7 protein-coding genes are annotated in these 14,113 nt (G+C 67.0%); 2 read left to right on the top strand and 5 right to left on the bottom strand.

Annotated features, from left to right (window positions below):
• Window positions 1-111 precede the first annotated feature (111 nt).
• Entirely contained in the window at window positions 112-2,292 is a 2,181-nt protein-coding gene (locus IT359_17165; GenBank protein MCC6930723.1) for a TonB-dependent receptor, read from the top strand.
• Window positions 2,293-2,829: 537 nt separating this feature from the next.
• On the opposite strand, the gene IT359_17160 is transcribed toward IT359_17165, so the two are convergent.
• Together IT359_17160 and IT359_17155 are read right to left on the bottom strand one after the other, a co-directional pair.
• Window positions 2,830-3,756: a hypothetical protein gene (locus IT359_17160; GenBank protein ID MCC6930722.1), complete on the bottom strand. Its 927-nt coding sequence runs from the start codon at window positions 3,754-3,756 to the stop codon at window positions 2,830-2,832.
• A gap of 770 nt (window positions 3,757-4,526) precedes the next feature.
• Entirely contained in the window at window positions 4,527-6,521 is a 1,995-nt protein-coding gene (locus tag IT359_17155) for a S9 family peptidase (protein MCC6930721.1), read from the bottom strand.
• 241 nt (window positions 6,522-6,762) lie between these two features.
• On the opposite strand from IT359_17155, the gene IT359_17150 reads away from it, so the two are divergent.
• Window positions 6,763-6,960, top strand: coding sequence for a hypothetical protein (locus IT359_17150; protein ID MCC6930720.1), 198 nt, complete (start codon window positions 6,763-6,765; stop codon window positions 6,958-6,960).
• Between the two features lie 56 nt (window positions 6,961-7,016).
• On the opposite strand, the gene IT359_17145 is transcribed toward IT359_17150, so the two are convergent.
• The 3 genes from IT359_17145 to IT359_17135 form a co-directional block, all read right to left on the bottom strand.
• Window positions 7,017-8,279: a serine hydrolase gene (locus IT359_17145; protein MCC6930719.1), complete on the bottom strand. Its 1,263-nt coding sequence runs from the start codon at window positions 8,277-8,279 to the stop codon at window positions 7,017-7,019.
• 113 nt (window positions 8,280-8,392) lie between these two features.
• Window positions 8,393-10,864, bottom strand: a complete 2,472-nt coding sequence (locus IT359_17140; GenBank protein ID MCC6930718.1) for a hypothetical protein — start codon at window positions 10,862-10,864, stop codon at window positions 8,393-8,395.
• A 151-nt stretch (window positions 10,865-11,015) separates the two neighbouring features.
• Window positions 11,016-14,105, bottom strand: coding sequence for a hypothetical protein (locus tag IT359_17135; protein MCC6930717.1), 3,090 nt, complete (start codon window positions 14,103-14,105; stop codon window positions 11,016-11,018).
• Between the last annotated feature and the right edge of the window lie 8 nt (window positions 14,106-14,113).

The raw sequence follows: 14,113 nt of genomic DNA, 5'->3' as shown, positions 1-14,113 counted from the left end.
TCGGCGCGCGGTCGCACCGGCGGGGAATCCCGCACGTAAGGCGAAGCCCTACAATGCCTCTACGTACAAGCCACAATGCATCGCTTCGCAGGTGAAGTAGCAGTTTGCACCATGCGACTTTTCCCCCTAACTCCGATACTGGCGGCTGCGCTGCTCCTCGCGCCCGCCTTTTCTGTTTCCGTGAGCGCGCAGGAGCGCCAGCAACGCCCGGACTCGGCGCGCACCCTGCGCGCGGTGACCGTGACCGCCACGCGCGCCCCCACCGAAGTCTCCAGGGTTCCGCAGCCAGTGACCGTCGTCGACTCGGCGAGCATTCGCGAGAAGGCGCCGAACAGCGCCGCCGACCTGCTGAAGGACGCGCCGGGCGTCGATGTCGTGGGGACTGGGCCCAACCAGGGGCGCCCCTCGATCCGCGGGCAGCGCGGGCAGCGCATCCTCCTGTTGCAGGACGGGCTGCGCATGAACAACAACCGCCGGCAGCAGGACTTTGGTGAGCTGCCGGCGCTGGTCGACGTCGACCAGATCGAGCGGATCGAAGTGGTGCGCGGGCCGTCGTCGGTGCTGTACGGCTCCGACGCCATTGGCGGCGTGATCAACCTCATCACGCGGTCGCCGCGCGGCGACGGGACGACGAAGGTGCGCGGGAATCTCGGGTTCCGCTACGCTGGCGCTGGTGACCAACAGCGCGGCGACGGCTCGGTGACCTTCACGCGCAACGCCTTCGCCTTCACCGCCAGCGGGTCGTTGCGCAACGCGGGCAACTATGAAGTGCCGGGTGGGAGCTTCGGCGACCTCACACTTCCCGACGGAATCCGGCTCGAGGACTCGGGGGTGCGCGACCGCTCACTCAACCTGCACGCCACGTATCGCGGGCTGGGCAAGGGGAGCGCGTGGATTCGCCACGACCGATACGCCGCCAACGACGCCGGCTTTGGCTTCGTGGAGCCGCGCATCCTTGGCGACACCTCGACGCGCATCAAGCTGACGTATCCATGGCAGCGCATGCAGAAGACGTCGGCCGGGCTCAACTTTTCGTCGTTAGGGCTGGGCGTGGCCGATCGTGTGGACGTGAGCGTGTACACGCAGGGGAACCAGCGTGACTTCGACTCGTTCGTCGATGTCTATGTCCCCATGGGGCCGGGGAGCACCGGGGTGATCAACAGCAGGAGCTTCAACTACACCGACGTGGGCAGCAAGGGGCTTCGCGTCGAGGCGGCAAAGGTGCTGAGCAAGGTCGTCTTCACCTACGGCGTGGACGCGGTCAAGGACGACGCGATCGCCACCGACTCATCGTACTCGCGCATGGTCGGATTCGGGCCCAGCCCCATCGTCAGCAGCAACACGCGCCCGTCGCTCCCCGACGCCGACATGCGCAACCTGGGGCTGTTTGTCCAGGGCGACTGGCGCCTGCACGACCGCTTCTCGGTGATCACCGGCGTTCGCTACCACGACGTGCACGCCGAGACGCGAAAGACCATCGGGCTCCCCGATAGCGTGGCGGGGCTGGTGGCCAACAACCGGACGACGGTGTACGCGGTGAACGGGATCTATCGCATCACCGATCACGTGAGCGCCCTGGCGACGTACGGCCGTGGCTTCCGCGCGCCGAACCTCATCGAGCGTTACTTCTCGGGGCCGTCGACCGACGGGACGGCGATCCAGGTGGCCAACCCCGGGCTCGATCCCGAGAACTCGACCAACTACGACGTGGGGATGCGCGCCAACTTCCCGCGCGTCGACTTCGAGTACTTCTACTTCCGCAACAATCTCAAGGACGGAATCCTGACGCGCCCCACCGGGCGCACCATCGGGCGCCTGGCGGAGTTCCAGAACATCAACGTCGAGCGCCTGCGCACATTTGGGCACGAGGCCTCGCTCCGCGTCGACCTCACGCGCGGCTTCGACCTCACGACCAACTACACGAAGCTGGAGACGAAGAACCCCGACCGTCCGGACATCCCGGTGGCGGGGACGTACAGCTCGAAGCTCAACGCCGCACTCGGCTACCGTCCGGCGAGCCGTCGTTTCTGGGCCGAGGGGGCCGTGCGCCATCAGGGGAAGCAGCAGGAAATCAACCTGGGGACGTCGCCCATTGGGGCGGTTCTGCCGGCGTTCACCGTGGTGAACCTGCGCGGCGGGCTGCGCGTGGCCAACTGGGGCGGGCGGCCGCAGGACCTGGCGTTGGGGATCAACAACGTGGCGAACACGCTCTATGCGGAGGCGGCGAACAGTGCCTTCGTGCGACCGGAAGCGGGGCGTCACGTGGTGTTCTCGATGCGGACGAGCTTCTGATGGGGTAGGGTGGTAGGTGCACGAAGGCGTTTGGTACGTGGTGGGACACGATTCCGGGCGTTAGGCGTTCGCGCCTCCCCCGTCGTTGCGCGATGAGCGCGGCGGCGGGGGATTCGTTTTGGTGCGTGAGGCGGCCATTCGATTCGCGCCCACCTTCCCAGCGAAAGCTGGGATCCATTTGTCATTGCGGTGTGCACGAGCGGTGGCGACTGCACTCGAGAGTGGGGGCGTGCGCGGCTGGCCGTGGTGTGGGCAGGGGCGCGCGAAGGGCGCGCGAAGGGGCGCGTGAGGCGCAGCGCCCGTCTTGCACGCGACCATTCTCCTTCGCGCCCACCTTCCCAGCGAAAGCTGGGATCCATTTGTCATTGCGTCGTGCGCGAGCGGTCGCACTCGCCGCCGAGACTCCGGGCGTGCGCCGTCATTGGCGCCGCCTCCACCACACCAGCGCCCACCTTCCCAGCGAACGCTGGGATCCATTCGCTCCGCGCGGTGCGCGCGAGATGTCGCGTTGCCACACCTCCACCACAACGCCAGGCCTCACCGCGACCGCTGTGCGAGCATCGGCACCATCACTTCTCGCACCTCGAGGGGGCGATCGCCCAGCAGCCCGAGCGGAATGTCGATCCGTCGCTTGTCAACCGAGAACTGCAGCTCGACGCGCTCGCCCGCGCGTCGCTCGCAGTCGATGAACCACCCGTCAGGTGCAGATGAGATCGGGCGATTGGTGACGGTCGAGCGGATCCTCGATGGATCCACCAGTTGATCGTGCGTTGCGCGAAGTCGCGCGCTCGCGGTGCGCACCAGTTGCCCTGATGCTGAATCGAGGAAGACAACGAGGAGCGCGATCGATGAGGCGCCGCCTTTCGGCGCCGGGCACATCGGCGCGGTTGAACTCGTGTCGCGGCTCCAGTCGAGACGTACAGTCGTGGTTCGTCCGGCGACCACGTCGAGCTCGGCGCGACTCGCCCTCGTCTCGCCCGGCGGCTCGGCAGGGGAATACGCGAGTACCATGTATCGTCCCGGCGATACGTCGACAAGCGTGACGGGTTCGTCGTCGACAACGCTGACGCGTCGGCCGGTTCCCGACAGCAGCAACTGCAGCTCACCACTCGGCGCACCCTCAGTTCGTGTGTCGACCGAGATTGCACCGAGCGGCGAGAATCGGCCATCGCCGAACTCCACGAACCCTCCCTCCTCCTGGATCGCAACGACGTCGACTCGCTCCTCGGCGGGCGCTCGGATCGCGTCCACACGACCGCCGGGACGACGCGCAATGGTCAGAACCGGAGTTCGAATCGCCCATGACGCGACTATCCAGCGTCCGTCGGCCAAACGCGCGAAGCGCACCGTCGCCGTCGACCGCGACTCGTACTCTGGACGAGGCGTGCGCACGTAACGCGCCTCGACTTCTCGCGGCTCGGCGGTCAGTCGATCGAGCCAGACGGTTCCTTCGATGTCGGTCATACTGCGACCACCCAGCGGCACGAAGGAGAGTCCAACGAGCGCGGTATCGCGCGTGTTTGGCGTGATGGAGAAGCAATGCGTTTCCAGGAACTCCGGAGACGCAATGACTCGCGGATCCGGAGCGAAGAACGTCATGCTGCCGTCGTCGTGCGTCGTCGCGTAACCAGCCGTGGCCAGTTGCTTCGGCGAAGGGCCGCGAAACGGCCAGCGATACCTTCCGGGAAGGGTCGATAGCGTGTCCGATCGAATAGCATTCGACTGCGGCTGCATCATGCGACGAAACGCTCGAACATCTGCGTCCGTGGCGACAGTGCTCACAGACAGTTCCGCCATCCCGACAACCGTACGGATCTCCTCGAGTAGGCGAGCCACCTCAACGGAGTGTGCCGCGCCGGAACCGCACGTTGCCTTCGCCTCGACCGCGACGCGATCCAGCGGAACGACGATCTCGTCGACCGTGAATTGGCGTCGGGATGTTTCACCGACACCGAGTCGCAGGGGAGCGGTCGTGGTCGGACGAATGCCGATGCGCCGGAGTTCCAGGATGAACTCCTCGCCGGCCACTGCGCGCAGCGTGAAGCGTCCGCGGTGGTCGGTAAGGACGCGTGCGATCTCCCGACCCGTCCAAACGTCGATCGCCCGGACGAGCGTGGGGCCAATCGATGTTCCCGTTTGCGACCCACGTACTTCTCCTTCCACAACCTGACCGTGCATCGTCCGAGCACTGACGCCAAGCACGAGAAGCATCACCGCACGCCACCCCCCCGCCCTCACGACACCCCCGCCCCCTTCAACCACTCGTCCAGCCACCGCCGCTCGTTGAGCATCCGGTGCACCGAATTCCACGACCCACCGATCGAGTGCCACTGCCCCTCGTACTGGATCATCTTCGTGGAGACGCCGTTCTTCTTCAGCGCGACGTACATCTGCTCAGCCTCGGAATACGGGACGCGCTCGTCGTTGGCGCCGTGCACGAAGAGCGTCGGCGCCTTCACGCGGTCGGCGTAGGTGAGCGGCGACTGGCGGATCATGATCTCGCGCGCCTTGGGGTCCCACGGCGTCCCGTAGAACTCGGTCTCCTTGGTGCGCGCTATGTCGGCGGTGCCGTAGTCGCTCACCCAGTTCACGATGCCGGCGCCGGGAATTGCAGCTGCGAAGCGATCCGGGTACTGCGTGATGAGCCAGTTGGTCATGAAGCCGCCGTACGAATGCCCCATCGTGGCGACCTTGGCGCGGTGGATGGGATAGTGCGCGATGGCATAGTCGACGCCGGCCATGACGTCCTCGCCGTCCTTGTTCCCCCACGCACCCCAGGTGGCCCACAGGAACTTCTCGCCGTAGCCGGTGCTCGAGCGGAAGTTGACCTTGAGCACGAAGTAGCCGTTGGCGGCGAGGTACTGCGCCTTGAAGTCAAACGCGTATCCGTCCGCCGAGTGGGGGCCGCCGTGGTTCATCACCACCAGCGGGTAGGGACCGCCACCGGCGCGATAGGCGAACGGCGGGAGGATCCACCCCTCGATGGGCGTTCCGTCCTTGCTGGGGAATTGCAGTCGGTCGGCGCGGGAGAGCGAGACCTCGCGCAGGGCGTCGGCGTTGAGCGTCGTCAGGCGACGTTCCTTCGATCCGTCGATGCTGGCGACGTACACGTCGGCCGGCGCGTCGATGAGACCGACGGTGTAGGTGATGGTCGTGAAGTGTTCGTCGATGTCGAGGTTGTTGATGCGCCGCTCGCCCCTGGTCACCTGCTCGACCGGGCCGCCGGCAGCCGCAACGCGAAAGAGGTGCGTCGTCCCGCCCACACCGCCCAAGAAGTAGACGTAGCGTCCGTCCGGACTCCACTGCGCATCGGTAGGCAGGTAGTCCCACTCTGCCGTCAGGTTTCGCTCCGCGCCACCGTCAGCAGCAACCACATTCAGGTCGCTCGCCCCGCCGTGGTCGAGCTTGCGGGCAATGACGGCGTCGGTCGAGAGCTGCTTCGTGTACAGCACCCACTTCCCGTCGGGGGAGAAGGCAGCGTTGGTGTGCTGGTAGTCGCGCTCGGGCGTCAGGCGGCGAACAAATCCGTCAAGTGCAACGGTGTAGACGGCGCTCGCGCCGTAGCGACGCTCCTCGCGATAGCTGGAGTCGGCGACGAAGAGGAGGCGCGTGGCGTCGCGGTTCCACTGGGCGCCCTGCGGACGCAGGCCGAGTCGCGTGAGTTGCTGCGCCTCACCACCGTTGCGACTGATCCAGAGCTCCTGCGCCGGCGTGACGTACGGGTCGATGCGGCTCGGCGCGGGATAGTCCTGCCCGTCGCGCTGGAAGTCGAGCCAGTCGAACTGGCGCCCCTTGAAGCGCGCCTCGTGGCGCTGCTCGAACTCGGAGCGCGTCGGCGGCGTGCGAGGCGGGGGCGCGCTGTTTCGGAGATACGCGACGAGGGAGCCGTTAGGCGCGGCAAGCGTCAACTCGCCTCCGGGGCGTCGCGTCGTCGGACGCTCGATTTCCGTCACCTGCGCCGGCGCGGCCGGATCGAGCTGCCACCCCTTGTTGTCGGCGACAAACTGCAACGTGCTGCCATCGGTCCAGCGCGGCTGCGTCGCGCTAAGCCCCTCGGGTGAGACGCGCTGCGCCGGGCGCGACGCGTCAGACGGGGCGAGCCACACCTCGCTCGGCTCCGCGTTGGTCGCCTCGACGCGCGAGGTCACCGTGAAGGCGACCCAGCGGCCGTCGCGCGAGATGGTGGGCGCACCGACGGCGCGCAACGCGTAGAAGTCCTCAACGCGCAACGCGCGGGCGATGTGCGGTCGCGCGACGGCTTGTGAGAGGGCGCGCGCGGGCGCTGCGGGAAGCAATAGCGCAACCGCGAGTGCGCAGCGGGCGCTCGTTTGGACGGCGTGCGACCAAGGCATCGTCATCGTGTCGAAGGGGTCGAGCGAGAAGCTGGCCCGCCGTTCGATAGGTCGCTAGGGCGGAGCGGACGGTTTCAGTGCGTTAGTGTGTGGGCTCTTTCGCGATGGAGCAGGAAGCGTGTTCACCATCGAGCACGACGTTCTTTCACCACGCGGAGGCGCGCGCCAATTGCTGGTGGTGGGCGAGCACGCCGAGGGCAGCGACCGGCCTTCGGGCAGCGACCACGCACGACTGTTCGCGTACGGCGCGACGACAAATGGATCCCAGCTTTCGCTGGGAAGGTGGGCGCTCGCTGAGGTGGTGGGCGTGCGCTGAGGTGGTGGGCGTGCGCTGAGGTGGTGGGCGTGCGCAACCACCCAAGCGCGTGCAGGTTACTTCACCACCGCGGCCATGAGCCGTCCCAGGAACTCGTTCACCTGCCCGTTCTCGATCCAGCGCACCACCGCCACCAGGTCGTGGTCCGGGTCGACGAAGACGAGGTTCGTCCCGTTACCGACGTGACCGAACGCCGATGCTGGCGCATTCGGCATCCACTTCCTGTCGGTGTTGAGGAACCAGTTCATGTAGCCGTACGTCGGCTGCGGAACGGTAGGGGTGAGGGAGAGCTTCACCCATTCCTCGGAGAGGATGCGCTTGTCTCCCCACACGCCGCGACGCAGCGTGAGGAGGCCGAAGCGCGCCATGTCCCAGGCGTTGATGAACATCCCGCCCCCCCAGTGGCCGCCGCCGCTCACCACCTGCACGGGGCGCCCGTCGAGGGTGATCCAGGCGTTGTCGTAGCCGTTCCACCGCCAGGTGCGCGAGGCACCGATGGGGTCCATCAGGTTGTCGCGCAGCACCTCGGGAAGAGGGCGCCGCCAGATGTTGGTCGCGGCCAGGGCAAGGACATTGACGCGCACGTCGTTGTACTCGTACGCCGTCCCCGCCGGCTTGCGGGGGCGCGTGGTCCATTCGGCGGCGTTAGGCAATGGACGATCGGCCCACTCCGGCTTCCCCCACATGGCTCCCTCCCAGTCGCTCGTCTGGCGCAGCAGGTCGTCCCACGTGATGGTGCGGTTGTGCGGGGTGTTCCACGGGTCGATGAACATCGACCGCCCAAGCTCGCTCCCCGGCTCGGAGGGTGCCGTCAGGCGCAAACGGTACACCGGCGCCTGCGACTTCCAGACCGTGTCCTTCACCGAGGGGATCAGTCCGCGGTCGAAGGCCATCCCGACGGTGGCCGAGAGGAACGACTTGGTCACCGAGTGCGTCATGTCGACGCGATCGGGGTCGCCCCACTGCGCCACGAGATAGCCGCCGCGCACGATCACGCCGCTCGGGTCGCCGCGCGGCTTGAACGGACCGATCCCCTGCGCAAGCGGTTCGTTGCGCCCGAACGTGCGATAGTGGTTTTCCTCCATGTCGCGCGACCCCTTCGCATCGCTCTTGATGGCGAACGCAATCGCGTCGGCGAGCTTGGTGGAGTCGAGCCCCACCGTTGCGGCGGAGCGGCGCTCCCAGGTGGGACCGGGAAAATAAGGAATGGCGGACACACGGCCGCGGCCCTGGGCCTGCGCACCAACGGGTGCCGCGAAACCCAACGAGACGGCGACAGCCAAAGCGGAGGACGAGATGAGGTCTAGTGCACGCACCAGTCGATGCCCTGTAGAAGGAGTCGCACCAAACTACCGTTCGGATGAGGTGCCCCATAGAAGGACGCGACCGCGATCTTCGAATGTCCCCGCGCGGGAAAGGGCGGACTTCCCGCTCAAGGGCGCACGACCGCAAACGTGTAGCGCCAGGGTCCGTCGTCGTACTCCTCGAGCTTGCGTATGCGAATGATGTACGACCCGGTCGTCGGGATCGTGAAATCGAGGGTGCGCGACTGGCCGAAGAACCGCGACGGCTGATAGCACGAAACCTCGCCGAGAATGGTGTCGGTTCGCGGATCGATCGCCTCGATGTACAAGCCGGGGCGCGGCACACCGTCCGGCGTGTCGATGACCACAGCGAGCGTGCTCCCCGCGGTCGCCGTTACGGCGAATTCGTCGAGATCGAGTCCGTCCTCCAGCGATTCCGTTCTGATGGTGTCGCCGATCGCGATGACGGCGGGCGAATGCTCGGGGCGCGCGTCAATGTTGGGCACTGCAAGCGTATACGGCGCGACAACGGTGAAGGGCGCCGCACGCTGAGGTTCGAGCAGCTGTAGCTGGAGCATCCCGGACGGAGGGATTCGCAGGCGTCCCAAGGCCGGGCGATAGCCGACACTGCTCGTCGCGGTCAGGACGTTTAAGGTGGGCGGATCGAGGACCTCCATGTCGACCCTTCCGCCCGGTGGGCGAACGGCGAGGGTAGCACGTACATAACCCCCGGGGGTGCCCCGCACCGTGAACTGATCGATGTCGCCCGGGTAGTCGACCCATTCGCGGGTCACCACGTCGCCCGGCGCGAGGATCGCGCTCACCCGCTCAGGGGTCATGGGCAGGCGGCGGATCGTGAGGCGATAGCGCCCTCGCGGTGTGAGCACGTCCCCCTGCACCCCAGCGTGCACCCACACGCGATAGCGTCCCGGTTCGCGCACGAGAAGCCGCCGCGATCCCGCATACTGTCGATCCCCCGGCAGGAGGTAGGCAAGGCCGCCGGCGTCGGGATACTTGCCAAGCTCAGCGATGAACCACTCGCCGGCGCCAAGATCGACGGTGGCGAGAAAGAGCTCGAAGGCTTCGCCCGGTACCACATCGAGTTCGTAATGATCCTCGTCGCCCGCCGGTTCGAGCGCCTCGACGACTTCCTCATCCCACGCGAGTCGCCCGCTCCCCGACTCGGGGGCGCCACTGAAGCGATGCGTGGCGAGCGTGTACGTCCCGAGGTATTCGCGCCCGACTCCGAACACGTTATCGACGCGCGCGCGATAGCGCCCGCTCGTTCCCGCCCGCAGTCGCAGGAGGATGGGGACGTTGTCGTAGGCCGTCTCGCGCGCCATGATCGTTCCGTCAGGCGCAAGCAGCGTCACCTCGATGACGGCCACCGTGGACGGGAGCGGGGCGGCAAAGGTAACGATCAGCGTGTCGCCGGCGTCGAGGTCGATATCATAGTCGTCGCGGTCGCCGGGGAGCTCGATCGTCTCCTGCGTGACGCTGTCCGATGGCGCGAGTGTTTCCTTGCCCTGTTCCGGCCGGGGATCGACGCGGTAGACGTAGAGCTCGTACGCCCCGCGTGTCACTCCTTCCGGGATCACCGAGACGGTGGCGCGCCCGCTCGCGTCAAGCGTCACGCGACCGGTCGAACGGTCCCGCCACGAGGTGTCGGATCCCATGCTTCGCACGACACGTTCGATGGCGCTGGTGTCGTCGGGAACGAAATGAGCAGACGCCACCTGCGCCGGGTGACCGTTCGCCAGACGGAAGAAGACGTTGTACATCGCCCCCGGCGTGCCGGTGATGCGGAAGTCGTCGATGTCGCCGACGTAGTCGAGGCGCTCTGTCAGCGTGATGTGATTCTCGACCGCCACGGGAGCCGCCACTTCGGGACGGCGATCGATGCGCCTGACGAGCAACTGGTACTGTCCGACATAGCTGCCGGACACGCGAAGGGTGATCGGCTTGTCGTCGGGAACGACGAACGTCCGGGAGAACTGCGTCTCGAGTTCCGGATCGTTGCCGTACGAGACGGCGAAAAGATTGTCGGGGTACATCGGCAGGGAGACGACTTGCGCCTCGAGCTGCTTCCCGCCGGAAGGATCGAGCCCTCGTACGTAGAAGATGAAGAGGTCGCCCGGCGTCCCGCGGAAGGTGAAGACATCGACATCGTTGGGAACGTCTATCGCCTCGTCGATCGTGGTCCCGGGGACGAGTTCCGCCGGCGCATGCTCAGGCGTCCCCTCGAACACGCGCAACGAGAAGCGACCGTCACCGATCAGCAGGATGTCGTACCGCGCCGCCGTACTGCGCTCGATCAACCACGTCGTACCGGTCACCTTCTCTGGAGCGCTCGTCGTCGCCAGAACACGCGGGACCAGCTCCTGCCCGGACGAATCGCGCACGATGAGGGCGACCGTGCTGCGCAGCGCAGTCACTGCGATGGTGAAGGGCACGTCCGCCGCACCCTGGAAGTAGTAGCGCGCGGTATCATTTGCCCGGACCGATCCCTCGAGCGCAACGTTAGGCAGGAGGCGAATCGGGCGCAGCGGCGAGGGCGCACCGGTGTCACTGCACGCGCCCGCCACAAGGGCGAGCGCCACCGGCAGCGCCCAACACCAGGTTCGCCTGCGCCCCCGAACGTCTCCCATCCGCGACACGCTCCGTCCACCGTTCCCGAGTGCACCAACTCCCTCTAGCTTCGTGACCGAGACGCGAAGACGCAATGGGAAAACACCCTCCCCCTGCTCCACTTTACTCCTGCGGCACCCTCGCCGGCGCCAGCACCACCCCCGCCCCCTCCGCCTTCCGCTGCAGCTCGGCAAACGCACCGGCGAGCAGCGCGTTCAGCGACGTGAGATCGACCTTGAGTTGCGCACCGAGTTGCTCGATGGTGCGCCCCTGCGCCACCGTGGGCCCCGTGCTCGACGCCTGCATGGCGCCGTCCAGGTCGAGGAAGCCGAACTTGGGACCGCCGAAGCCGGCACCGAAGCGGCGCCCTAACGAGTCGAGCCGCTGCTTCACCTGCCCCATCAGCGTCGCCAGCGAGTCGCGCTTTACCGCATTCCCGGCGAGTGCCTTCTCCAACCGCTCACGCTCGGCGACCATCTTCTTGTGCAACTCCACGCCGTCGTTGAACGCACCCTGCAGCGTGGAGAGCGTCGCCGAGGCGGCGGCACGCGCGTCAAGCGCACCGCTGGCAATCTCCAGGCGCGTGTCGGCCAGGACGTCGACCGGCTGCGACACACGCTTCCCGCGCGCGGCGAGCGTCACGGTGTAGCGCCCGGGGACGACCCACGCCCCGGTCGGCGCCCCGAACCACCCTTCGTCGCTGTCGCTCACGCCAGGCGCACGATCGCGGTGCAGGTCCCAGCCCGTGCGATGAATGCCGGGCGTGGCGTCCGCCTTGATGGTGCGCACCACTGCCCCGCTGGCGTCGGTGACCGTGAAGGTGGCGACGGTGTCGCCCGCCGACGCCTGCGCGCCTAACGCATAGGTGAGGATTGCCCCCGACGGCGGGTTGGGCGCCTGGAAGTTGCGCGCCCCCGGCGTGGGGAGGACACGCGTGATGAAGCGCTGCATCGAGGGACGAATGGGATAGAGCTGCGTCTCGCCCGCCGCAACCGTCGGCGCCCCCTTGTCGAAGAGGGCGATGTCGTCGAGGACAATGAAGCTGCGCCCGTGCGTGCCCAGCAGGAGGTCACGGTGCTTCTGGTGGATGGCGATGTCGTCGATGCGCACGCGTGGGAGCGAACCGCCGGCGTGCTTCCACGACTTTCCGCCATCGAAGGTGACGTACAGCCCGAACTCGGTCCCCGCGAAGACCACATCGCGGTTGCCCGGATGCTCGGCGATGGTCTTGATGGAGTGCCCCGCCGGAAGGTCGCCCGCAACAGAGAGCCACGTGGCACCGCCGTCTGTGGTGCGATACACCATCGGCGACATGTCGTCGTCGTAGTGCCCGTCGAAGGTGACGTAGGCCGTGCGCGCGTCGTGCTGCGACCAGAGGACCTTGCTCACCCAGCGCGGCGCGGCCAGGCGGAAGCGCGACGTGATGTTGGTCCACGTCGTCCCGCCATCAGTCGTCAGCTGCACGTTGCCATCGTCGGTACCCACGAGGAGCGTGCCGCGCGCCGCGGGGGACTCGCTGATCGAGGTGAGGGTCCCGTAGTCGCTCACGCCGTCGTCGCGCGACAGCGTGGTGGAGTCGCGGGTAATCCCCATGATGGGGAGCGTCTTCCAGTCGAGCGCCCGGGTGAGGTCGGGCGAGACAACGTCCCACGACTGTCCGCCGTCGCGCGTGCGAAAGAGCTTGTTCCCGCCGTAGTACACGGTGCGCGGATCATGCGGAGAGCGGAGCATGGGCGTGCTCCAGTTGAAGCGATACGTCTCCTTCGCGTCGGGGGGTACGGGGCGAATGCCGCGCTCCTCGCGCGTCGCCAGGTGCACGCGATAGGCGCGCCCGCCTTGCGAATTGGCGTAGATGTAGCGCGGGTCGGCAGGATCGGTCACGGTGAAGAAACCGTCGCCGTACGCAATGTTGACCACGTCGGCGTTGGTGATCCCCACGCCATTCCACGTGCGCACCGGAACGCCCCACGTCCCGTTGTCCTGCGCCCCGCCGTAGACGTAGTACGGGTCGCGATCGTCGACGTCGATATCGTAGAACTGCCCGATGGGGAGGTTGTCGATGAAGTCCCAGGTGCGGGTGCCATCGTAGGTGAAGTACAACCCGCCATCGTTCCCCAACATCATGTGGTTGCCATCGGCGGGATCGAGCCAGAGCGCGTGGTGGTCGACGTGGATGCGCTCTCCGGTCTTCTCCGTGGTGAAGGTCTTCCCGCCATCGATCGACTTGTGCAGCTCGGTGCCCAGCACCCAGACGCGGTCGGGATGCTGCGGATCGACGCGAATCTGCGAGTAGTACATGGGGCGCGGGTTGAGCGACGACTGCCGCGTCCACGTATTCCCCTTGTCATCCGACCGGAAGACGCCGCCGACCTTGGCCTCGATGATGGCGTAGACGGTGTTGGGCTGGCTCGGCGCGATGGCGATCCCGATGCGCCCCTTCACGCCCACGGGAAGCCCGTTGGTGAGCGGTTCCCACGAGTCGCCGCCGTCGCGCGAGCGATAGAGCCCGCTCCCCGGCCCTCCCCCTACAAAGCCGAAGCCGCGGCGCTGTCGCTGATACATCGCGGCGTACACCGTCCGTCCGTCGGGATCGAGGGCGACGTCGATGGCGCCGGTGACGTTGTTGCCCGCTAGGACCTTCTTCCAGCTCTGCCCACCGTCCGTCGTGCGGTAGACGCCGCGTTCGTCGCTGGCGCCAAACAGCCGTCCGACAGCCGCAACGAAGACGATGTTCGCGTTGCGCGGGTGGATCACGACGCGCCCGATGTGCTGCGTCTCCCTGAGCCCCATGTGGGTCCACGTGTCGCCGCCGTCGAGCGAACGGTAGATCCCGTCACCCCACGTGGTGCTCTGCCGATTGTTGGGCTCGCCGGTGCCGACCCAGACGATTCCCGGGTCACTGGGCGCGATGGCGATGTCGCCGATGGAGGTCGAGCGACCGTCGCGGTCGAAGACCGGCGTCCACGTCGTCCCGTTGTTGGTGCTGCGAAAGACGCCGCCCCCCGCCGTCCCGACAAAGACGGTCGAAGGCTTCCCGGGTACGGCCTCGACGTCGTCGATGCGCCCGCCGAAGGATGCGGGGCCGATGTGACGCCACGGGAGGGTGGAGAGATCCTGGGCGCCCACAGTGTGCGTGGAGGCCAATGCCGCGAGGAAGGCAACGACGAAGCACAGTGCCTGCGGCGTGCGGAGCATTCGTGTGCAGGGGGACATGGTCGGTT

Source organism: Gemmatimonadaceae bacterium (genome assembly GCA_020852815.1).
In the GTDB taxonomy this organism is placed as follows: Bacteria; Gemmatimonadota; Gemmatimonadetes; order Gemmatimonadales; family Gemmatimonadaceae; genus SCN-70-22.
The sequence above is the reverse complement of the archived record's forward strand: the minus strand, read 5'-3'. Positions and strand labels throughout refer to the sequence as shown.

What these genes read in the sequence shown, in the direction of transcription:
- IT359_17135 (MCC6930717.1), bottom strand. Translation starts at nt 14,105, where the DNA reads ATGTCCCCCTGCACACGAATGCTCCGCACGCCGCAGGCACTGTGCTTC.
- IT359_17165 (MCC6930723.1), top strand. Translation starts at nt 112, where the DNA reads ATGCGACTTTTCCCCCTAACTCCGATACTGGCGGCTGCGCTGCTCCTC.
- IT359_17160 (MCC6930722.1), bottom strand. Translation starts at nt 3,756, where the DNA reads ATGACCGACATCGAAGGAACCGTCTGGCTCGATCGACTGACCGCCGAG.